Source organism: Streptomyces mesophilus (assembly GCF_040300965.1).
Taxonomy (GTDB): domain Bacteria; phylum Actinomycetota; class Actinomycetes; order Streptomycetales; family Streptomycetaceae; genus Streptomyces; species Streptomyces mesophilus_A.
The window spans coordinates 1-22,413 of the sequence record NZ_JBEPEW010000086.1; the positions used below are offsets into that span (position 1 = coordinate 1).

The 22,413-nt window shown below is 71.1% G+C and carries 15 protein-coding genes and 3 tRNA genes; 8 read left to right on the plus strand and 10 right to left on the minus strand.

Annotated features, from left to right (window positions below):
* The 3 genes from ABT367_RS26265 to ABT367_RS26275 form a co-directional block, all read left to right on the plus strand.
* Window positions 1–378 (plus strand): oxidoreductase C-terminal domain-containing protein (locus tag ABT367_RS26265; protein ID WP_352255562.1); only part of this gene is annotated, 378 nt, incomplete at its 5' end.
* A gap of 36 nt (window positions 379–414) precedes the next feature.
* Window positions 415–2,313, plus strand: a complete 1,899-nt coding sequence (gene dnaG, locus ABT367_RS26270) for a DNA primase (RefSeq protein ID WP_352255563.1) — start codon at window positions 415–417, stop codon at window positions 2,311–2,313.
* 217 nt (window positions 2,314–2,530) lie between these two features.
* Window positions 2,531–3,796, plus strand: coding sequence for an RNA polymerase sigma factor (locus ABT367_RS26275; protein WP_352255564.1), 1,266 nt, complete (start codon window positions 2,531–2,533; stop codon window positions 3,794–3,796).
* 43 nt (window positions 3,797–3,839) lie between these two features.
* Here ABT367_RS26275 and ABT367_RS26280 read toward each other — a convergent pair whose 3' ends face one another.
* The 5 genes from ABT367_RS26280 to ABT367_RS26300 form a co-directional block, all read right to left on the minus strand.
* Complete coding sequence (locus ABT367_RS26280; protein ID WP_352255566.1) at window positions 3,840–4,355, minus strand: methyltransferase family protein; 516 nt, start codon at window positions 4,353–4,355, stop codon at window positions 3,840–3,842.
* Between the two features lie 95 nt (window positions 4,356–4,450).
* On the minus strand, window positions 4,451–6,379 hold the full coding sequence (locus tag ABT367_RS26285; RefSeq protein ID WP_352255567.1) for an ABC transporter ATP-binding protein: 1,929 nt from the start codon (window positions 6,377–6,379) through the stop codon (window positions 4,451–4,453).
* A complete protein-coding gene (locus ABT367_RS26290) occupies window positions 6,379–8,112 on the minus strand; it encodes an ABC transporter ATP-binding protein (RefSeq protein WP_352255568.1) in 1,734 nt (577 codons plus the stop codon). The genes ABT367_RS26285 and ABT367_RS26290 overlap by 1 nt, the downstream gene beginning before the upstream one ends.
* A gap of 140 nt (window positions 8,113–8,252) precedes the next feature.
* Window positions 8,253–9,698, minus strand: coding sequence for an FGGY family carbohydrate kinase (locus tag ABT367_RS26295; protein WP_352255569.1), 1,446 nt, complete (start codon window positions 9,696–9,698; stop codon window positions 8,253–8,255).
* Window positions 9,699–9,831: 133 nt separating this feature from the next.
* The gene (locus tag ABT367_RS26300; protein WP_352255570.1) at window positions 9,832–10,134 is read right to left on the minus strand and encodes a YtxH domain-containing protein; all 303 of its coding nucleotides are present in this window, start codon (window positions 10,132–10,134) and stop codon (window positions 9,832–9,834) included.
* Window positions 10,135–10,285: 151 nt separating this feature from the next.
* Between ABT367_RS26300 and ABT367_RS26305 the strand changes: the two genes are divergently transcribed.
* From ABT367_RS26305 to ABT367_RS26320, 4 genes are all read left to right on the plus strand, one after another.
* Window positions 10,286–10,358, plus strand: a tRNA-Asn gene (locus ABT367_RS26305).
* A gap of 5 nt (window positions 10,359–10,363) precedes the next feature.
* Window positions 10,364–10,436: transfer RNA gene (locus ABT367_RS26310), tRNA-Asn, on the plus strand.
* A 190-nt stretch (window positions 10,437–10,626) separates the two neighbouring features.
* A tRNA-Ile gene (locus ABT367_RS26315) sits at window positions 10,627–10,703 on the plus strand.
* Window positions 10,704–10,988: 285 nt separating this feature from the next.
* Window positions 10,989–11,222, plus strand: a complete 234-nt coding sequence (locus tag ABT367_RS26320) for a hypothetical protein (RefSeq protein WP_352255571.1) — start codon at window positions 10,989–10,991, stop codon at window positions 11,220–11,222.
* Between the two features lie 41 nt (window positions 11,223–11,263).
* Here the strand turns inward: ABT367_RS26320 and ABT367_RS26325 are convergent, their stop codons facing one another.
* Genes ABT367_RS26325 through ABT367_RS26335 form a run of 3 tightly spaced genes read right to left on the minus strand, consistent with a single transcriptional unit; the run spans window position 11,264 to window position 14,295 of the window.
* Entirely contained in the window at window positions 11,264–12,916 is a 1,653-nt protein-coding gene (locus ABT367_RS26325) for a GAF domain-containing sensor histidine kinase (protein WP_352255572.1), read from the minus strand.
* Between the two features lie 34 nt (window positions 12,917–12,950).
* Complete coding sequence (locus tag ABT367_RS26330; RefSeq protein ID WP_165334493.1) at window positions 12,951–13,208, minus strand: hypothetical protein; 258 nt, start codon at window positions 13,206–13,208, stop codon at window positions 12,951–12,953.
* A 49-nt stretch (window positions 13,209–13,257) separates the two neighbouring features.
* A complete protein-coding gene (locus ABT367_RS26335) occupies window positions 13,258–14,295 on the minus strand; it encodes a rod shape-determining protein (RefSeq protein WP_352255573.1) in 1,038 nt (345 codons plus the stop codon).
* A 227-nt stretch (window positions 14,296–14,522) separates the two neighbouring features.
* Between ABT367_RS26335 and ABT367_RS26340 the strand changes: the two genes are divergently transcribed.
* Window positions 14,523–15,785 (plus strand): MFS transporter, encoded by a 1,263-nt coding sequence (locus ABT367_RS26340; protein WP_352255586.1) that lies wholly within the window; start codon window positions 14,523–14,525, stop codon window positions 15,783–15,785.
* Between the two features lie 9 nt (window positions 15,786–15,794).
* Here ABT367_RS26340 and ABT367_RS26345 read toward each other — a convergent pair whose 3' ends face one another.
* Entirely contained in the window at window positions 15,795–20,780 is a 4,986-nt protein-coding gene (locus ABT367_RS26345) for an SAV_2336 N-terminal domain-related protein (RefSeq protein ID WP_352255574.1), read from the minus strand.
* 505 nt (window positions 20,781–21,285) lie between these two features.
* Complete coding sequence (locus tag ABT367_RS26350; protein WP_352255575.1) at window positions 21,286–22,389, minus strand: AAA family ATPase; 1,104 nt, start codon at window positions 22,387–22,389, stop codon at window positions 21,286–21,288.
* Between the last annotated feature and the right edge of the window lie 24 nt (window positions 22,390–22,413).

Genomic DNA, 22,413 nt, shown 5'->3' on the forward strand with positions numbered 1-22,413 from the left:
CTCCTCAACACCCGGCTGCGCGTCGAGCACTGGGCCAACGCGCTCAACGGCGGCCCCGCCGCCGCCCGCGCGATGCTCGGCCGCCCGGTGACGTACGACCGGGTCCCCTATTTCTTCTCCGACCAGTACGACATGGGCCTGGAGTACTCGGGCTGGGCGCCCCCCGGCTCGTACGACCAAGTCCTGATCCGCGGGGACGCGATGAAGCGGGAGTTCATCGCCTTCTGGCTCTCCGACAGCAAGGTCCTGGCCGGGATGAATGTGAATGTATGGGACGTAACCGATCCCATTCAGCAGCTCATCCGCACCGGGATCCAAGTGGACCAGGAGCGCCTCGCCGACCCGACGACCCCACTCGCATCCCTCCTGGAGGAGTGAGCCGGGACTGTCACTGCTGACCCGTAGACTTCATGCGTGGCAGGCAGGATCAATGACGAGGACGTGAAGGCGGTACGGGACGCGGTCCCGATCGACGCCGTGGTGTCCGAGTACCTGCAGCTGCGCAATGCGGGCGGCGGAAACCTCAAGGGCCTCTGCCCCTTCCACGACGAGAAGTCGCCGTCCTTCCAGGTCAGCCCGAGCAAGGGGTTCTTCCACTGCTTCGGCTGCCAGGAGGGCGGCGACACCATCACGTTCGTGATGAAGATCGACCACCTCACCTTCTCGGAGGCGGTCGAGCGTCTCGCCGGCCAGGCGGGCATCACGCTGCGGTACGAGGAGGGCGGGTACAACCCGTCCCACCAGCGCGGCGAGCGGATCCGCCTGATCGAGGCGCACAAGGTGGCCGCGCAGTTCTACCAGGAGCAGCTCGCCACCAGCCCCGAGGCCGAGATCGGCCGGGTCTTCCTCGCCGAGCGCGGCTTCGACCAGGCCGCCGCCGAGCACTTCTCGGTGGGCTACAGCCCGGCGGGCTGGGACCACCTCACCCGCTATCTGCGCGGCAAGGGCTTCTCCGACAAGGAGCTCATCACCTCCGGCATCTCCCAGGAGGGCCGCCGCGGCCCGATCGACCGCTTCCGCGGCCGCCTGATGTGGCCGATCCGCGATATCGGCGGCGAGGTCGTCGGCTTCGGCGCGCGCCGCCTGCGCGAGGACGACAACGGTCCGAAGTACCTCAACACCCCCGAGACCGCGATCTACAAAAAGTCGCAGGTGCTCTACGGGATCGACCTGGCCAAGAAGGAGATCGCGAAGTCCTCGCGTGCCGTGGTCGTCGAGGGCTACACCGACGTCATGGCCTGCCACCTCGCGGGCGTACCGACCGCGATCGCCACCTGCGGTACGGCCTTCGGCTCCGACCACATCAAGATCCTGCGCCGCCTCCTGATGGACAACGGAAGCGCCCGCGTGATCTTCACCTTCGACGGCGACGCGGCCGGCCAGAAGGCGGCCCTGCGCGCCTTCGAGGACGACCAGAAGTTCGCCGCGGAAACGTTCATCGCTATCGCCCCCGACGGCATGGACCCCTGCGAGCTGCGCCTGGCCAAGGGCGACGACGCGGTGGCGGACCTGGTCCAGCCCCGCACCCCGCTCTTCGAGTTCGCGCTGCGCCAGATCGTCCTGCGCTATGACCTCGAAACCCCCGCGGGCCGCGCCGCCGCCCTCGACGAGGCGGCTCCGGTGGTCGCCCGGATCAAGAACACCGGCGCCCAGCACGAGGTCGCCGTCCAGCTCGCCGGCATGCTCGGCATCCTGGACACGCAGTTCGTCGTCAAGCGCGTCGCCCAGCTCGCCCGCTGGGCCCGCGACAAGGGCGGACGGCCCCAGAACGACCGGCGCCCGCAGCAGTCGTACGAGGAGACGCCCTCCCGGCCCGCGTCCGGCGCCCCCCTGAACCTGCGCAACCCGGCCTACGCGACCGAACGCGAGCTCCTCAAACTCGCCCTCCAGCGCCCCGAGTTGGTCTCCCCGGCCTTCGACGCCTACGGGGTCGACGAGTTCACCGCCCCGCCCTACGCCGCCGTACGCCAGGCGATCCTGGAGGCGGGCGGTGCCGAGTACGGCATGCAGGACTCCCAGGCCTATCTCGTACGGGTCCGTGAGGCAGCCCCCGACGACGCGGTCCGCGCGATGGTCACCGAGCTCGCGGTCGAGGCGATCCTGCGCCGCACCGTCGACGAGAACTACGCGGGCGAACAGCTGGTCTGGGTCCGCCGCCGCGCCGTCGACCGCCGCATCCGCGACGTCCAGGGCTCCCTCGCCCGTCTCGGCCAGCACGCCGACCCCTCGAAACTCGCCTCCGTGCAGGAGGAGTTGATGGTGCTCCAGCGCTACAACCGGGCGCTGCAGGACCGGGGCGCCGCCGCCCTCTGACCGGCCCGGCAGGCCCGGCCGACCGGCCCGGCAGGCCCGGCCGACCGGCCCGGCAGGCTCAACTCCCCTTGCCGGGGGCACTGTTCGAACCCGACCGGAATGAACCGAACCGGTATACGGGTTTGTTCTGCGGGTAACCGACCGGTCACGGACCGGACTCAAAAAGTCACCGCACGCCCCTCGTGGCGGAAGTGTGTCGTACTCCACACTGGGTGCGGTGCCTGAGTCCTCGGAGCGCGGCAGGACCACCGGGCGTGGGCCCGAAACCCCCGCGGATCCGCTCACAGATCACGGGACACACGGCGGCGTGGCCGTCGGTGCAGTCCCCGACGTACCGCTGCCTCTAGCCCCCGAAGCGGCAGCGATCACCCTGGAGGTCGCCCCGGTGCAGACCCAGACCCAGACATTGAGCAAGTCCGGTACGCACAACGGCATACAGCCCACCCCGGACCCCACCGAGCTCATCGCTGCCGTCCCCGCGCAGAGCCGCTCCGCCCACCACCCCGAAGCCGCCGACGAGACCGAACTGCCGGAGCCGCCCGAGCGGCGGCCCGCGCGTGCGGAGACCGGCGGCCCCTCGTCCGATCTGTTCCGCCAGTACTTACGCGAGATCGGCCGCATCCCCCTCCTCACCGCGGTCGAGGAGGTCGACCTGGCGCGGCGCGTCGAGGCCGGTCTCTTCGCCGAGGAGAAGCTCCTCACCACACCCGACCTCGACTCCCAGCTCGCCCTTGATCTGGACAAGCTGGTAGTGATGGGCCGGATGGCCAAGCGCCGCCTCATCGAGGCCAACCTGCGCCTGGTGGTCTCGGTCGCCAAGCGGTACGTGGGCCGCGGACTGACCATGCTCGATCTCGTCCAGGAGGGAAACCTGGGCCTGATCAGGGCGGTCGAGAAGTTCGACTACGCGCGCGGCTACAAGTTCTCGACGTACGCGACCTGGTGGATCCGCCAGGCCATGTCCCGCGCGCTCGCCGACCAGGCCCGCACCATCCGTGTCCCGGTGCATGTCGTCGAGCTCATCAACCGCGTCGTGCGCGTGCAGCGGCGCATGCTCCAGGAGCGCGGCTACGAACCCACGCCCGAAGAAGTCGCCCACCACCTCGACCTGCCGCCCGAGCGCGTCAGCGAAGTGCTGCGCCTCGCACAGGAACCGGTCTCGCTGCACGCGCCCGTCGGCGAGGAGGACGATGTCGCGCTCGGCGATCTGATCGAGGACGGGGATGCGACCTCGCCCGTCGAATCGGCCGCCTTCCTGCTGCTCCGCGAGCACCTGGAGGCCGTGCTCTCCACCCTCGGCGAACGCGAACGCAAGGTCGTACAGCTGCGCTACGGCCTCGCGGACGGCCGGCCCCGCACCCTCGAGGAGATCGGCCGGATCTTCGGCGTGACCCGCGAACGGATCCGCCAGATCGAGTCGAAAACCCTCAACAAGCTCCGCGACCACGCCTTCGCGGACCAGCTCAGGGGCTATCTGGACTGAACCGGGGGTGTCTCGGTCGAACGGGACGCCCCCAGATCGGCGCCTACCAGGACCGATCGGCGTGACCGGCCCGATAGGGCATCAGCCGCGGCACCCACCCGCGTACGGCACCGCGGTAGTCCTCGTACTCCTGGCCGAACTGCTCGCGCAGCTTGGGCTCTTCGTAGCCGCGGACGAACGCGGCCATGACGGCCCAGGCGAGGAGCCCGTAGCCGAGCAGCACCGGCCTCGCGAGCACCACGCCCTGCGCCAGGATCACGGCGGCCACGGCCACGTACATCGGGTTGCGCACATGGCGGTACGCGCCGCTCACCACCAGATGTTCGGTGGGCGCGACCGGTGCGGGGGTGCCGAGCCCCTGTAGAGCGAAGCGCGCGAAGGCGTGCAGCAGCAGCGCCGCCGATACGCCGAGGAGTGCCCAGCCCGCCACCCGGACCGGATCCCACCAGGGCCCGCCCGCACGCCATCCGGTGAGCAGCCACGGCACGAGACCGGCCACGCTGCCGGGCGCCACCACGAAGAAGACCGCGCTGCCCACGGCAGCCGCACCCTTGCGCATGCTCCAAGAATGCGGCGCCCACGACAGCGCGGTCCAGGCCTCCGCAGGATCCGGTCCACCAGGATCTGCTCGACCAGGGCTTACCCGGACAGGGCCTACTCGACCTCGGCGACCGCCTCCGCGAACTGCGCCTTGTACAGCCGCGCATACGCACCGTCGGCCGCCAACAGCGCGTCATGCGTGCCCTGTTCGACGATCGAGCCGTTCTCCATCACCAGGATCGTGTCCGCGTCCCGGATCGTGGAGAGCCGGTGCGCGATCACGAAGGACGTACGGCCGTGCGCGAGGCGGGCCATCGCCTTCTGGATCAGGACCTCGGTACGGGTGTCGACCGAACTGGTCGCCTCGTCGAGGACCAGGATCACCGGGTCGGACAGGAACGCCCGCGCGATGGTGATCAGCTGCTTCTCACCGGCGCTCACCCCCGTGCCCTCGTCGTCGATCACCGTGTCGTAGCCCTCGGGCAGGGTCCGGATGAACCGGTCCGCGTGCGCCGCACGGGCCGCGTCCTCGATCTCGTCACGCGTCACGTCCTTCGGCGCCCCGTACGCGATGTTCTCCGCGATCGTGCCGCCGAACAGCCAGGTGTCCTGGAGCACCATGCCGATTCCGGTACGCAGTTCGTCGCGGGTCATCCGCGCGATATCGACCCCGTCGAGCGTGATCCGCCCCCCGGTGACGTCGTAGAACCGCAGCAGCAGGTTCACCAGCGTGGTCTTGCCCGCGCCCGTCGGTCCGACGATCGCGACCGTATGCCCCGGCTCCACCGTGAGGGACAGGTCGTCGATGAGCGGCTTGTCCTCCTCGTAGCGGAAGGACACGTCCTCGAAGGACACCTTGCCGTGCAGGACGTCCGGACGTGCGGCGGGCTGCGGGTCGGCCGACTGCTCATCGGCGTCGAGGAGTTCGAAGATCCGCTCGGCCGAGGCGACACCGGACTGCACCAGGTTCGCCATCGACGCGACCTGCGTCAGCGGCATCGAGAACTGACGTGAGTACTGGATGAAGGCCTGTACGTCACCGATCGACAGCGAACCGGACGCGACCCGCAGACCGCCCACCACAGCCACGAGCACGTAGTTGAGGTTGGAGATGAAGAACATCAGCGGCTGCATCGCCCCGCTGTTGAACTGCGCCTTGAACGAGGCCTCGTACAGCGCCTCGTTCTGCTCCGCGAACTGCTGCGCCGACTCGTCCTGGCGCCCGAACACCTTCACCAGGTTGTGCCCGGTGTACATCTCCTCGACGTGCGCGTTGACCTTGCCCGTCGACTTCCACTGCTGCACGAAGTGCGGCTGCGAGCGCTTGCCGATCGTCTTCGCCACGACGAACGACAGCGGCACGGTGATCAGCGCCACAAGCGCGAGCAGCGGAGAGATCCAGAACATCATCACCAGGACACCGACGATGGTGAGCAGCGAGTTCACCAGCTGCCCCATGGTCTGCTGGAGCGTCTGGCCGATGTTGTCGATGTCGTTGGTCGCCCGGCTCAGCACCTCACCGCGCTGCCGCTTGTCGAAGTACGACAGCGGAAGGCGCGACAGCTTCGCCTGGAGGTCCTCGCGCATCCGGTAGACCGTCATGTTCACGGCCCGGTTCACCAGGCGCGTCGCCGCCGCCATCAGGGCGCCGGCGATCAGGAACACGATCAGCGCGAAGAGCAGCGTCTCGCCGACGGCATCGAAGTCGATGCCCTTGCCCGGCGTGAAGTCCATCCCGGACAGCATGTCCGCCTGGCCGCCGTCACCGCTCGCCCGCATCTGCGCGAGCACTTCGTCCTTGGTGGCTCCCTCGGGCATATCGCGTCCGACGATGCCCGCGAAGATCAGGTCGGTGGCATGCCCGAGGATCTTCGGCCCCACCACGGACAGGCCCACGCTCAGCATGACCGCGACGATCATCGCGTACATCGTCCAGCGCTCGGGCTTGAACTGCGCGAGCAGCCGCTTGCCCGAGTTCTTGAAGTCCATGGAGCGCTGATCGGGCCCGCCACCGGCCATCATCCGCCCTGCCGGCCCGGCCATCAGGCAGCCTCCGCTTCCGTGAGCTGGGAGAGCACGATTTCTCGGTACGTCCCGTTGTCCTGCATCAGTTCGTCATGCCGTCCCACGCCGACGACCCGGCCCTCGTCGAGCACCAGGATCCGGTCGGCATCGCGGATGGTGGAGACCCGCTGGGCCACGATCACCACGGTCGCCTCGGAGGTCTCGCGCGCGAGCGCGGCCCGCAGCGCCGCGTCCGTCGCGTAGTCGAGCGCCGAGAACGAGTCGTCGAAGAGGTAGATCTCCGGCCGCTGCACAAGAGTCCGCGCGATCGCGAGCCGCTGCCGCTGACCACCCGAGACATTCGTCCCGCCTTGCGCGATGGGCGCGTTGAGCCCGTTCTCCAGCTTCCGTACGAAGTCCGCCGCCTGCGCCACTTCCAGGGCGTGCCACAGCTCCTCGTCCGTCGCGTCCGGATTCCCGTACCGCAGATTCGTCGCCACGGTCCCGGAGAACAGATACGGCTTCTGCGGTACGAGACCCACCGTCCGCGCCAGCAACTGCGGCTCCAGCGTGCCCACATCGACCCCGTCGACCAGGACCTCGCCCTCGGTCGCGTCGTACAGCCGCGGTACGAGCCCGAGCAGTGTCGACTTGCCGGAGCCCGTCGACCCGATCACCGCCGTCACCTCGCCGGGCCGTGCCACGAGCGAGACGGCCTTGAGCACCGGCTCCTCGGCGCCCGGATAGCGGAAGCCCGCGTCCCGGATCTCCAGGTGGCCGTGGCGCCTGAGTTCGCGCACCGGGTCCTTCGGCGGCACGACGCTCGACGCGGTGTCGAGCACCTCGGAGATCCGCTCGGCGCAGACCTCGGCGCGCGGCACCATCATGAACATGAACGTGGCCATCATCACGCTCATCACGATCTGCATCAGATACGCGAGGAACGCCGTCAGCGCACCGATCTGCATCCCGCCGCTGTCGATCCGGTGCGCACCGAACCAGACCACGGCGATCGAGGAGATGTTCACCGTCGTCATGACGATCGGGAACATCAGCGCGAGCAGCCGTCCGGTGCCGAGCGAGACCTCGGTCAGCTCCTCGTTGGACTTCCTGAACCGGTCCTTCTCGTAGGAGTCCTTCACGAAGGCCCTGATCACGCGGTTGCCGGTGATCTGCTCGCGCAGCACCCGGTTCACGGTGTCGAGCCGCTCCTGCATGGTGCGGAACAGCGGCCGCAGCCTGCGCACGATCAGCGAGACGGCGATCCCGAGCACCGGCACGACCGCGACGAGGATCGCGGAGAGCGGTACGTCGAGGGAGAGCGCCATCACGATGCCGCCGACGCACATGATCGGCGCCGAGGCCATCAGCGTGAACGCCATCAGGACCAGCATCTGCACCTGCTGGACATCGTTCGTGGTACGGGTGATCAGGGACGGCGCCCCGAAGTACCCCACTTCGCGGGCCGAGAACGACTGCACCCGGTCGAAGATCGCAGCCCGTACGTCGCGGCCGAGCGCCGCGGCGGTCCGCGCGCCGTAGAACACGGCGCCGATGTTGCACACCACCTGCACCACGGTGATCCCGATCATCACGGCACCGAAGGTCAGGATGTAGCCCGTGTCCCCGGCCACGACACCGTTGTCGATGATGTCCGCGTTCAAGGTGGGCAGGTAGAGCGTGGCGCAGGTCTGCAGGAACTGCAGCAGCACCAGGAGGGCTATGGGTTTTTTGTACGGAGCGAGATGTTCCCGCAGGAGTCGTATGAGCACGCGATACCTATCGCAGTAGCCGGAGGCAACGTTTCAGTTTCCCGCCATCCTGCGACACTCCACCGGCCGGAGCTCAACCGAATTACTCAAGGACGGGTCAAGAAACCCCGCCCGCCCTTGTGTCCAGGCCTCGGACCCGCTCAGACCTTCAAGGACCCGAAAGCCTCCGGATGGGTCTGCTCCCGCACCGCCGTGTACTGCTGGCGTACGGCCTGCCCCACGGCGAGCTCCTCACCCGGCTCGAAGACCTGCGTCGCCGCACCCTGCCAGGCCGGGGGAGCGGACGGATGCAGCGTCCCCTGCTGTACGCCGAGCGCCCAGGCGGCCTGCCGGGCCGCGCCGAGGGCCGCGTAGTCCGCGGGCTGCGGCACGAGAACCTGCGCACCGAGCAGCATGGGGGCGGCGGCCTGTACGGCGGGCAGTTCGGCGGCGGCACCGAGCAGGAACACCCGCCGGACCTCGACCCCGCGCGCCCGCAGCACACCGAGGGCGTCGGCGAGCGAGCACAGCATGCCCTCGAACGCGGCCCGCGCCAGATGCTCCGGCTTCATCGACTCACGCCGAAGCCCGTGCAGCGTGCCCGCGGTGTGCGGCAGCTGCGGAGTCTTCTCGCCCTCCAGATACGGCAGCATCACCAGGCCGTGCGACCCCGGCGTCGACTTGAGGGCCAGCTCGGAGAGCCCGTCGAGATCGGTGGAGAGCAGATCGGCGGTGCCGCGCAGCGCCCGTACGGCATTGAGCGTGTGCACCACCGGAAGGTGCATCCCGGTCGCATCGGCGAGCGAGGTGATCATCCCGGTCGGGTCGACCAGCGCCTCGTGGTGCACTGCCATCACGGAGCCGGAGGCCCCGAGCGATACGACGGCGTCACCGACCCCGATCCCGAGCCCGAACGCGGCCGCCATGGTCTCGCCCGTCCCGGCCGAGATCAGCAGCCCCTCGGGCGTCGTCCCCGCGGCCTCGGCCGGGCCGAGCACCTCGGGCAGCGCGGTCTGGTGGCCGAGCGCCAGCTCGACGAGATCCGGGCGGTACGAGGAGGTCGCCGCCGACCAGTACCCGGTACCGGAAGCGCCACCGCGGTCGGCCGTCCTGCGGGCGGGCCGCCCGAGCAGCTGCCACACCAGCCAGTCATGCGCCTGCATCACGGACGCCACGCGCTGCGCCGCGTCGGACTCGCTGCGCGCGAGCCAGCGCAGCTTGGTCACCGGGTGCTGAGCCGCCGGCACACAGCCCACGGCCTCGGCCCAGGCCTGCCGCCCGCCGAGACCGTCGATCAGATCCGCCGCGGCGACCTGCGCCCGCTTGTCCCCGCCGACGAGCGCGGGACGCACGGTGTTGCCGTGGGAGTCCAGCGCCACCAGCGCGTTCTGCTGGGCGGAGACCCCGATGGCCTGCACCCCTTCGAGCAGCCCCCCGGCCGCGGCCTCACCGAGGCTGAGCAGCCAGGCCTGCGGATCGACATCGGATGGCCTGCCCTCCAGCGGATGCGGGGCATAGCCCTGCTTGATCACGGCACCGGTGTCGGTGTCGCAGACCACGATGCGTGTGAACTCGGAAGAGCTGTCCAGCCCGGCGACTATCCCCATGCGGTGAAGTTTGCCCTACGCGGCGAGGGCGGCGACGGGCCGGAGTGTGATGTTCGCGGCAGTCGAGGTCACGGCACGACGGAGCCCGGGGCGCCGACGTGCCGGCCGGCGCCCCGGGCTCCGTGCGCGGACCTCAGGTGTTGCTCGTACCCCAGTCGTCCTCGGCCCCGCTCCGGGACTTCTCGCGCAGCGACCGCACACGGTCCGCGACCGAGTCCGGCATCTTGTCGCCGACCTTGTCGCTCACCGACGCGAAGGCCTTGCCGGCCACCTCGCGGCCGCTCTGGGCGGCCGATTCGACGGTGTTGCGGACGGCGGGGTTCTGCGCGATCTGGCGGGCCGACTTCTTCAGCTGCTCGTAGCGCTCGCGGCCCGCACGGGTGCCGATCACGTACCCGAGGGCCAGTCCGGCGACGAACGTGAGCTTGTAACGCATGGCTGCCACCCTTTCGTAGCGTCCGGTCTCTGCGCCCCTACCCGGAACCGATTGGCGGAGCACCCCCCTGCTTGCGCTAATGTATGTGTCGCAGCGAGCACACGCCGCCCCGGGAACACCCAGGTAGGTGAGCTTGTTGCACACGAGGCATTCCCCTGTAGCTCAATTGGCAGAGCAGCCGGCTGTTAACCGGCAGGTTACTGGTTCGAGTCCAGTCGGGGGAGCTCGATCTCCTGTAGCTCAATTGGCAGAGCAGCCGGCTGTTAACCGGCAGGTTACTGGTTCGAGTCCAGTCGGGAGAGCAGCCGGAAAGGGACCCCTTGAGGGTCCTTTTTCATGCCCGCGGGAACCGGCCGGTCCGGATGCAAGTCCTGTGCAGATGTGGACCGTCGTCCGCAGCTCAGGGCAGAGCAGGCCATCCGGCGCGGGAGATCGTATGACCGGCTATGCTGCGGCAGACGGCGCGTACATGTGTACGCGACACGCCGCTAAGGGGCGGTAGCTCAGCCGGTTAGAGCAGCGGACTCATAATCCGTCGGCCGTGGGTTCGAGTCCCACCCGCCCCACCATGTGTTGCCCTTGCAGGAACGTTTTAAGCAGGAGGAACACGGAAGCCCCCACCGGTCGTGGGGGCTTTTCTCGTGCTCTGGGGGCGCTGGCCGGCCCCACAGCGAAACGCGAGCAGGCCGGAGCGGCCCCGGATGCCTGTGTGAGCCCCGAGACCCGTACAAAGCCGCAGGAGCGTCGCACCGCCGTAACAGCTCCCGTTCCACGGAACCCGCTCGGCTGCTGCCGGCGTGCCCCCGTGCACACGGTGACACCGAGCTCGGCCGGCGGATCCCGCGGAGGCCCCGATGCCTTTCGACCCGAACCAGCACATGCAGCAGCTCCAGCGCGAGGCCAGCTTTCGGCGGGCGGGCGACCACCACAACCAGGTCATGCGCCGGGCCGGTGCGAGGGGTGGCGGGGGAAGCCTGTTCGGCTTCCTCGTTCTCCTCGGCGTCATCGTCTTCTTCGCCCGGGACCCGCAGCTCCGCGCCGAGGTCATGGCGTGGGTGGAGAACTTCCTGGCCGAGCACGCCGGATGACGCTGCCTGCGGGTGCGCTCGAGCGGTAGTGAAGCCCGCGGCTACAGCGGTGCCTGCCAGGTCACCGTCGTGGGGGACGTGCCGTCCTCGGTGCGGCCGTCGTCGGACACCGTCAGGCGTACGGCCGCACGTCCGTCCGGGAGTTCGGCCGCGCAGTCGACCGTGATCTCGATACGGGAGATCGCGGTACGCCGGGACGCCTCGGCCAGGGCGCGGCGCAGCGCCGTCAGGAGCTGCGTGGCCGTGAGCTCGCCGAGAGCGGCGTCGACCGCGCCGTTGAAGTGGGTCGAGGGCGTCACGCCTGTCGCGGCCGCGGCGCCGGCCGCCTCGCGAAGGACCTTGCCGCGGAACGTGGTGGGGGCGTCCGCGGGCGGCTGCTGGAGGGCGAAGATCGCGGTGCGTACTTCCTGGATGGTGGACTCCAGCTCGTCCACCGCCTTGCCGATGGTGCCCTGCACATCGTCGATACGGGCCCTGCGCTGGGCGGACTCCAGCATCATCCCGGTCGCGAAGAGCCGCTGGATGACCAGATCGTGCAGATCCCGGGCGATACGGTCGCGGTCCTCGAAGACGGCGAGACGTTCACGGCTGACGCGAGCCTCGGCGAGCACCAGGGCGAGCGCGGCCTGGTGGGCGAACTGGGTCGCGAGCAGCCGCTCCAGGGCGGAGTAGCGGCGGGCCCCGCGGGCACGGGGGAGGGCGAGCGTGCCGATGAGGAGGCCGTCGCTCTGCAGTGGGAGCAGCATGCTCGGGCCGAACAGCTTGCGGACCTCGGTGGTCATCCGCGGGTCGGTCGCCGAGTCCTCGACGAACACCGGTTCGCCGCCGAGGAGTTGGTCGAGCACCGTGCTGCCCGGATGGATCACCGTGCCGACCAGGTCCCCCGGGTCCTCGTGCGTGGACGCCGTGACGATCTCCATGCCGCCGTCCGGCATGGGCTGCAGGATCACCCCGGCCACGGCGTCGGCGAGTTTGCGGGCCTCCTCGGCCACCACCATCAGGGCGTCGTCCGGGGCGTCACCGCCGAGCAGCGCGGTCGTCACGGTGGCCGAGCCCGCGATCCAGCGCTCGCGTTGCCGTGCGTTCTCGTACAGGCGGGCGTTGCCGATCGCGATACCGGCCTGCGCGGCGAGGATCCGCAGGGCCTGCTCGTCGCCGAGGGTGAAGGGGCCGCCGCGCTTCTCGGCGAGGTAGAGGTTCCCGAACACCTCGCCCTGGACCAGGATCGGTACGCCCAGAAAGCTGTGCATCGGCGGATGGCCGGGCGGCATGCCGCAGGACTGCGGGTCCTGGGTGAGGTCGTCGAGACGCAGCGGGCGCGGTTCCTTGATCAGGGCGCCGAGCACACCGCGTTCACCGCAGGGGAGCCGGCCGATCCGCTCGCGGGTCGCGTCGTCCATGCCGGAGGTGAACAGCTCGGTCAGGCGGGCCTGTTCGGGGTCGACCACGCCCAGGGCGCCGTACTCGGCGTCGGTGATACGCGCGGCCGCGTCCACGATGTGCTGCAGCGTGGAGCGCAGTTCGAGGTCGGCGCCCACGCTCAGGACCGCTTCCAGAAGGGGCTCGACCGGGGCGCCCAGGGAGGACTCGTCCGCGCCCTCGCGGCCGGCCTCGCCGGCCTCGCCGGTCCCGCCGTCGGCCGGCTCTTCGGCGGTGCCCTCGCTCATCCCCGTACCGGCGGTGCCCTCGCTCATCCCCGTACCCTCCTGGTCGCTCGCCCGCCGCAGGTCAGGCGGGTTCGCGGCCGGCCGACGGGCGGCCGCGGGCCCAGTCCACCAGACCGACGAGCGCGTAGAGCGCACAGGCACCGCCGAGCAGCAGAAAACCCCACTGCTGCTCGGCGAACGCGTCCATCGTGATCAGCGACGCCCCCACGAACCGCAGCCACAGCCGCGGTGTCGCCCCTGGTGCCAGGCGCCCCAGGCGCGCGGGCAGACAGGACGCGAGGACCAGCAGGGCGCCGATGAACTGAACGGACTGCGACACGACGGGCGCCTCCAGAAGGATCGGAAAGAGTCAGTCCGCGAGGGGGTGCTCAGTCCGCGAGCGGGTTGAGCTGCATCGGCTCGATACGGCCCTCGAGCATCGCGCCGAGGCCGAGGATCGCGCAGACGTCGGGGCGTTCGGCGATGTGCACCGGCATCCCGGTCGCGTCGCGCAGCATCTGGTCCAGGCCCGGCAGACGGGCGCTGCCGCCGACCATCATGATCCCGCGGTCCGCGAGGTCGGCCACCAGATCCGGCGGGCAGTCGCGCAGGACCCGGCCGATGCCGTCGAGCACGGCGGTCAGCGGGGTGTGGATGGCGTCCCGTACGGCCGCCGTCTGCACCTGGACCGAACGGGCCAGGCCCGTGGCCACGTCACGGCCGTGGATCTCGGTGGACTCGGGGCCGTGCGGGGTCAGGCCGTTGCCGCTGAGGGCCAGCTGAAGGGGACGTACGGACTGGCTCGGCAGCATCAACTCGTGCTGCTGGCGCAGATGCTGGACCACCGCGTGGTCGATCGCGTCGCCGCCCACCGGGATCCGGTCGGCCGTCACGATCGCACCCATCGACAGGACCGCGACCTGGGTGGTCGCCGCACCGCAGACGATGATCATCGTGGCCTCGGGGCGCTCCACCGGAAGACCGCAGCCGACCGCCGCGGCGATCAGCGTGTCCACCAGCTCGACCCGGCGCGCACCGAGTCCGATCAGCGTCTCGGTGGCCGCGCGCTGCGCGAGCGGATCGGCGTCGTGCGGGACACAGGCCGCCGCGCGAAGCCGGGGCTTGCGGCGCAGGGTGCGGCGGAGCTTGTCGTCCAGGAGGTGGCCCAGCATCCGCCGGCACATCTCGATGTCCACGACGGTGCCGCCGGAGACCGGACGGACCACGCGGATGTACGCGGGGGTGCGGCCCGTCATCCGCTCGGCGAACTCGCCGACCGCGATCAGCGCTCCCGTACGGGTGTTGACGGCGCAGACGCTCGGCTCGTCCACGACGAGCCCCGCCCCCTTGACGAAGACCCGCGTCCGCGCGGCGCCCAGGTCGACGGCGATATGGCAGCGACGCAGCTGCTCCAGGCTGACGGTCATGGCGAATTCCTCCCGAGGCACAGACCGTGAAGGGCCGCCGGCCGGCGGTCCCTTTCGCATCGTGCGGGGGCCCGGGACCGGCCGCGCGTTGTGGTGGGCCGGGCGGGGAGAGGCCGGACGGGTGGACCTGGTGTAGGGGGTGCTCGAGGGAGCGGGGGTTACCATCCCGTGTGACCAGTGCCCCCTCCGACGGCAAGAGCCGTCCCGCCGACAGCACAGCGGAAGAAATACCCGGTCGGGCCGCGCGTCGCCGGGTGCGCATCCTCGCCGACATCACCCCGCTGCGCACCTCCGCCGACTACCGGCGCCTGTGGATCGGCAACACCGTCTCCTGGACCGGCCAGGCGATGACCGCCCTGGCCATCTCGCTGCAGGTCTACGAGATCACCGGGTCCAGCTTCTCCGTCGGCCTCGTCGGTCTCTTCTCGCTCGTCCCGCTGGTCGCCTTCGGTCTGTACGGGGGCGCGATCGCGGACACCGTGGACCGGCGCAAGCTCGGGCTCTACGCGTCCAGCGGCATGTGTCTGCTGTCCTTCGCGCTCGCGGGCGCGGCGCTCGCCGACTTCCATCGCGTCTGGTTCCTGTACGCGATCGTGGCGCTGCAGGCGCTGTGCCAGGCGATCGTGTCGCCCGCGCGCACCTCGATGATCCCGCGGCTGCTCCCGCCCGAGCAGCTGCCGGCCGCCAACGCGCTCGGCTCCATGACCACCACCTTCGGGATGATGGCAGGACCGATGCTCGGCGGCCTGCTCGTCGGACTCTGGGGTTTCCAGGCCGCGTACCTCATCGACGCCGTCACCTTCACGGCAGCGCTGTACGCGATGTGGCGGCTGCCCTCGATGAAGCCGGACCGCTCCGCTTCCGGGGACACCCGCAAGCGGGCCTCGGTCCTGGACGGTCTCCGTTTCCTCGCCACCCGGCCGAACCTCCGTATGACCTTCTTCTCCGACCTGTGCGCGATGGTCCTCGCGCATCCGCGGGCCGTCCTTCCCGCGGTCGCCGTGGTGTGGTTCCACGGCGACGCGACGACCACCGGGCTGCTCGTGGGCGCGCTCGCCGTGGGGGCGCTGCTCGGCGGGGTGTTCTCCGGTTGGCTCGGACGGGTCGACCGGCACGGGCTCGCGATCGTGATCGCGGTGGTGGGCTGGGGCGGCTTCATCGCCGCGTTCGGTCTGACCCGCCAGCTCTGGCTCGGCATGCTCTTCCTCGCGCTGGCCGGCGCATCGGACACCATCTCGATGGTCTTCCGCTCCACGATGCTGCAGGCCGCGACCCCCGACGAGATGCGCGGCCGCCTTCAGGGCGTCTTCATCGTGGTGGTCGCGGGCGGCCCACGCCTCGGCGACTTCCTCGCGGGCTCGGTCGCGGACCTGACCTCCCCGATGGTCGCGATCACGGGTGGCGGACTGCTGTGCATGACGGCGGTGACGCTGCTCGCGCTGCGATGGCGGCACTTTGTGCGGTATGACGCGAGGGTGCCGGTGGCGTAGGCGGGCTGCTCACATGGGGGGCCGGGCCGCTTCGCGGGCCGCTTCGAGGAGGGGGCTCAGGTTGGGGATCAGGGTGGGGCAGTCGGCTGATTCCAGGCGGGACCGGGTGCGTTCGTCGCGGGCGTAGCCGATCGTGGGGATGCCCGCGGTGTCGGCCGCTTCGATTTCGGCCGGTGAGGACGTGATCAGCAAGGCCTGGTCCGGTGTGCTGCCATTGGCGTCGAGGGCGCGGAGCAGGCACTCCGGGTGTGGCATCAGGCGTGTCAGGTCCGGTCCGCGGCCGTACACGCCGGCGCGCAGGGTGCCGCTCAGGCCGCGTGAGTCCAGATACGTGGAGACCGCGACCGCCGCGACATCCGTCACGATGCCGACCCGGCGGCTCCCGGCGTGCAGGGTGCGGATCAGTTGGTCGACATGCGGGGTGGGGAAGGTGTTGGCGGCCGCGTTCAGTTCGAGCTGGGTGAGGCGTTCGGCGACGGGCGCGGCGACGCGGTGGTCGCCGAGGGCGCGGAGCAGATCGAGCGGGTGGCGGTGGCCTTCGTACTGCCGCAGGTTCGTGCCCTTGAGGAGCCGGTCGCCGCGCAGGGACTCGTCAGGGCGGCGCAACTCGACGATCAGATCGGCCAGTTGACGGCTCACCTCGCGGGCCGCGTGACCGGCGTAGAGGTGGACCACCGGGCCCTCGAAGCCGAGCAGTACGGTGCGGGCCCGCGCGAGCAGACCGGCCACAGGTGGGCGTTCGGCTTCGGACGTCCCAATGTTGGGCAGCCCGTGCAGCCGGGCGAGGAAGGTCTCGGAGGGCGTGGTCGCCGGAGCGGCCCCAGTGAGGGTTGCCTTCAGGCGGCGCTGCGCATCGACTTCGGCCCTGCACTGGGCGCAGGTCGCGAGGTGGGCGAGCACCCGCTCGCGGGCGGCGTGGTTCAGCTCGCCGTCCAGAAGGGCGGCGAGCTGGTCTCCCAAATGCTGGTCGGGGAGCGGGTCCGGGGCCGGACCGGTGCCCTGGGCCGGGCCCACGCCCTGGGCGGGGCCCGCGCCCTGGGCCGGCGGAGGTGTGGTCGACAGGCGGATCGCGTGCGCGACATGGAGGCCGGGGATCGGCCAGGGCTCGAAGTGCGCCTGCTGTACGGCCAGTTGGGCGGCGCCGAGGCGGGCCACCGTGTAGCGGCGGGTAATGGGGGAGAGCAGCCGGGACACGTGCTCGAACAGGGTGGTCGCGACGAACGCCGTTTCCGAGTGGACGTAGGCGATGGGGTCGGTGACCTGCCAGGACAGTTCCACCGCCGCTGTGAACGGGAGCGAAGCGGCGCTGGGCAACGGGAGTTCGCGCCACTCCTGGTGGGGGGTGAGGTCTACCTCGTAGTAGCGGGTGACGTCGTTCTCGTCGAAGCCGAAGGCGCCCTGCTGCTGCTCGTCGTCGATGTAGACCACTGCGGTTGTTGCCGCGTCGACCGCGGGGATCTCCGCGCCATGTACGGAGAACGGGCCGCGGACCAAGTCACGTACCAGTTCCGTCTCGTGCCCGGACGACACGCGTAGGCCCGCCCCCGGGTGCGTCACGACCTTTGGGCCGTCGGGAGAGCCGGCCGGAGCCGGCTCGGGCGCCACCCAGTGGACGTACGCCACGACCTCGCCCCGCTCCGACAGAGGTGTGAAGCCGCCGGCCGGGAACGGCGCGACCCCGCTCAGGGCCTCCTCGTACAACGGCGGCGAGAGGATCACGAGGGCGTCGCCGGGGACGGGCGCCATCTGCTGGGCCAGGGAGGACGGGCCCAGGTGGCCGACCGGCCGGGCGTTGTGCCAGAGCATCACGCGCAGGCTGACCTGTGGAGGCAACTGCCGCCGGACCGTGGGCAGTTCGGTGATCAGGGTGGGCAGGAGCGGCAGTACCGAGGTGCCCGGATCGGTGATGACGAGGTAGCCGTTGGTGCGGGCGAGCAGTTCGTGGGCGTCGGGGGCGAGGATGTCGCGGGAGAGGAGGCCGCCGACGAAGCGGCCGATCACGTACTGGGCCCGCTCGTTGTCGTCGGGGGTCTCGGCGAGGAACTCGAAGACGACGGCGGAGCGGTCGCGTTCGGGCGCTGCGAGCAGTTCGCGGTACAGCTCGTCGTGGAGCGCGACGAGATCCGGGTCGGGGTGCGGGTCGTCGATGCGCTCGCGGTACTGCTCGTACGACTCGATCGCGTCGCCGATACGGCCCAGGGAGCGCAGGGCGAGCATGTGGAGGCGGCGGAAGTCCGGGTGGTCGGGGTGCTCGGTGAGGAGCTGGGTGAGGTCGGTGGCCGCCTGTTCGTGGCGGCCGAGGTCGAGGTCGGCCTCGGTGCGGGTGACGAGCAGTTGGAGGCGCAGGGCGCGCAGGGTGGCCCGCATCCGGCGGGCGGCCGGGCCGGGGATGCCGGCCAGGGGTTCGTCCTCGAAAGCGTCGAGTGCCGACTGGATCATGGACCGCCTGGTCCGGGTGTCGTCGGTGTTCCGGGGATCGCCGGACCGGTCCACGACGGCCCGGATGGCGTGGACGTCGATCTGGGCGGGGCAGGCGACCACGGCGTAGCCCGCGAGTCCGCTGGCGATCACGCCGGGGCCCAGGACGCGCATCAGCTCGTCCAGGTGGTGGTGGAACTCTTCGGCAGTCCGCGGCCGCTCCTCGAGGCCGCTCGCGATCTCGACGCCCGGGACACTCCTGCCGTACCGCTCGAGGAGGACGACCAGGCAGGCCAGCGTATCGGGGGACAACTGGTCGGCACCGGGGCACAACTGGGTTCCGATGAGCTGGAACTGGGGGGCCTGTGCCGCCGCCCGCTGGGTGATCGGTTCGAACTCGGGTGACGTGAGCAGTGAGATGACTTCGTCAGGGGTGCGATCGATGTCCCGGGTGACCGGTTGCACTCCGGACAGCACCTGCCAGTCCGTCAGCGACCAGGGGGAGAAGCTCGTGGGACCGGCCAGTTCCTTGAGCATGGCGTTCAGGTGCGCCGGGTCCTCCAGCGGCGGGCGGGCCCGTGTGCGGTCCAGGAATCCGGTCAGCTTCACCGCCCCGTCCGACGGGTCGATCAGTACGTCCGCCGGCCTGAGCGGACCGTGCCCGAGACCCCGGCTGCGGATGGCCGCCAGTGCCCGGGCCGTGTGCGCTGCCAGCCGGGCCAGCAGCCAGAACGGCAGCGGGCCCCGCGCCCCGCGCATCACGTCGCCCAGGCTGACGCCGCCCACGTACTCCTCGGTTGCGTACGCGGCGTCCGACGCGAAGCCGTAATCGAGCAGTGCGGCCACGTTGGGGTGATCCACCAGGGCCAGAGTGCCGGCCCGGTCCGCGAAGGCGCGTCCCTCGGTGCTGCCGGGACGTAGCCCCGGGAAGAGCCGCAGCACCACGGTGCGGTCGGTCGCGGTGTCCCGCGCGCGCCAGGTCTGCCGGGTCTCGGATCCGAGCCGTCCCAAGTACGCGTACCGTCCCGCGAACAGGCCCGTACCCGCGGACTGTTCGGTATCCGGTACCGGCCCGCCCAACCGCCGCACACTCTCCGCCCGTACCGAGGCGACCTCCGCGCCCCCGACGCCGCGCTCGCTCCCGCCCGGTACCGCCACCCGCATCTCGCCGGCCACGACCCCCGCCCGGTCGTCGATCGGTGCCCCGAGCCGCGCCAGCAGATCCCGGGTCCGCAGGCGCGAGGTGCGCGGCAGCGTGCCGAGGAGCAGCTCCCGTACGCCCTCGCGGAAGACGTACGAGCCCGCCGCGCCGGGGACCGCGCGCAGCAGTCCGCTCAGGATCACCTCGGCCAGATGGCCCGGCTGCGGGCGTGGTTCCAACGCGGCCTGGACCAGGCGCATGTACGGCAGATGGGGACGGCCCACGGCCAGGTGGCCGGCGAGACGGAAGGCCTCGGGGGAGGCGATCGAGCGGAAGCGGAGGAGGAGCTCCTCGGGGCCGAGCTGCTGGACGTCGGTGCGGCCCGCCTCGTCGAGCGGTGCGGGGGGCGGGGTGGGCGCGAGGGCGGCCACCGCGCCAGGGACCGGGCCGCCGCCCGACACCAGTGCGGCCCAGTTGGCGAGCCAAGGCGCGGACGGCTCCAGGACCGGGACGATCAGACCCTCCGCGTCCGGATCGGCCGTGGAGTACGCCGAGTTGGGGGCGGCGGGCCACGGTGAGGAGAGGGCGGTGGGCGTGGCGGGGAGCGCCGTGGTGCGCCACAGGCGTTCCGGCAGGGGCTGGACGACCGCGACCGGATGGCGCGATGCCCAGCGGTTCAACGTGGCGTACCAGCGTCGGCCCGCGGACCCGTCCCGCCACTGGGGGCCCATGCAGTCGCTGACGACGAGAGTGACCGTGCGGCCGTCGGCAGGGGTGCCTTCGGCGCCGCGCACCGCTCCGGAAGCGGACAGGTGGTGGACGTCGAGGGTGCGGAAGATGCCGGACTGGCCGAACACCGTGCGCAGTTCGCGCAGGAGCGGCCGCCAGACCGGCATCGTCGGGCCGTCGTCGTACACGATCCGCAGCCGCAGCCAGCGCTCCTGCGCGGGCCGCAGAACGGGCAGCCACCACTGAGGCGGTGCGGACAGGCGCGCGATGCGCTCGGCGGTCGCCGTCTCGTCCAGCTCGACACCGGTGGGCGCGGGGACGCGGCGTTTCAGGGGGCGCAGGGCGCGCTGGAGGGTGAGCGGGCGGGGCAGCATCGGGGGCGCAGGGGCGAGCAGGGTGGTGTACGTGCCGTTGTCGGCCGCCGGGGTGTCGCGCGGGTGCTCGGGGCCGGGAGCGGGGTCCGGAAGGTGGACGGGGACGCGGGGTGGTGCGGGCGGCGGTGGCGCGGGCTTCGGGGAGTGGTCAGGGGGCGGCGGGGGCGCGTGGCCCGGGGGTGTCCCGTCCGGGGTGCGCGGTTGCGGGTGGGGAGGGGTGGGCGGGTCCGGCTCTGGCACCCTCATCTGCCGTGCCAACCACAGCAGTTCGGCCAGTTCGACCGAGGTCGGCCCGGCATCGGCGTCCTCGCGGCCACCCGCTTCGGCCAGCACTCGGGCGAGGCGGGCGACGGGGGTGTCTTCGGGCGCGTCTTTGGGTGCGGGTGCGGGTGCGGGTGCGGGGGTGGGGGTGGGGGTGGGTGCAGGGCCGGGGTCGTCGTCCGAGCGGGGTGTACGAGTCGGGCCGGGGTCGTCGTCCGAGCGGGGTGTACGAGTCGGGCCGGGGTCGTCGTCAGGGCGGGGCCCTCCAGCCGGGCCGGGCTCGCCCGCAGACCCGGCAGACCTGGCAGACCCGGCAGAGCCACCCGGCCGGTCCTCGGGCCCGGGCCACTCACCCTCCCGTACCACCGACTCGCCTTTCTGGGCGGCGGATTCGTTCTCCCGTACCGTCGACTCGCCTCCCTGGGCCGCGGATTCGCTCTCCCCGACCGCCGACTCGCCTCCCTGGGCCGCGAGCTCGCCCTCCCGTACCGTCGACTCGCCTCCCTGGCCCGCGGACTCACCCTCCTCCGGGACGCCGCCCTCACCCTCCGGCGCCCTCGCCCCGCCGAGCTCCCCCTCAGAACCCCGCATCGTCCTGATGCCCCCGGCTCAGATACGGCATCAGCTGCTGGGCCAGCGCATCGCGTGAGGCGCCGTCGAGGCCGGCCGCGCCCGTCAGGTAGATCGCGTTGAGCAGCTGGTCCGTGGCCAGTTCGCCCGCCGAGCCGCGGTCGAGGAAGCCGGCGATCAACTCCTGTGCGTACGGGGTCGGTTCGCCCAGGTGGGCGCGGACGATCTTCTCCAGGTGGGCCTCGCGCGGCTGGTGCAGTTCGAGGCGCACGCAGCGGCGCAGGAACGCCGGCGGGAACTCGCGCTCGCCGTTGCTGGTCAGGACCGTGAACGGGAAGGCCCGGCAGCGCACCCTTCCGCGCCGCACCGTGACCCGCTCGTCCGTGCCGTCGACGAGGACGGAGGCCGACGGGGTATGGCGGGTGGCACGGACCAGTTCGGGGATCTCGTACTGGCCCTCCTCGAGGATGTTCAGGAGGTCGTTGGGCAGATCCAGGTCGCTCTTGTCGATCTCGTCGATGAGCAGGACGCGCGGGCGCCGGTAGGGCAGCAGGGCGGTGCCGAGCGGACCCAGGCGCAGATGGTCCTCGAGATCGCCCGCACCGGCCTTCGCCGCCTCACCGCCCGCCCCGGCCTTCGCCGGCCCATCGCCCGCTCCGGCCTTCGCCTGCCCACCACCCACCCCCTCGCCGCGAGCCGTCGCGGACGCCCGCCGCCCCGCCGCGTACAGCCGTGACAGCGGGTCGTACGCGTAAAGACCGTCGTGCAGCACCGTCCGGCTGGTGATGTTCCAGCGCAGCACCGGCCCCAGCTTGAGTTCGTGCGCCACCGCGTACGCGAGCGAGGACTTGCCGCTGCCGGGCGGACCGGTCACGAGGAGCGGACGCCTCAAGTACAAGGCGGCGTTGACCAGTTGGACGGCCTCGTCGGTGGCGATGTACGTACGGGCCCGATGCCGGCGGTCGGGAGACGTCGCCGACTCGTCCTCGTGCTCCGCGGGGGTCGCGAGCGCGGGCCCGCCGTCGAACGCGCGCCACGGCGGCGGCGCGGGCAGCTGGTCGATGCCGTCGTGCGGCTTGCTCGAGCCGGTGAAGACGGGCCACAGGGACATGGTTCTCCGTTCCTTTCGCGGTGC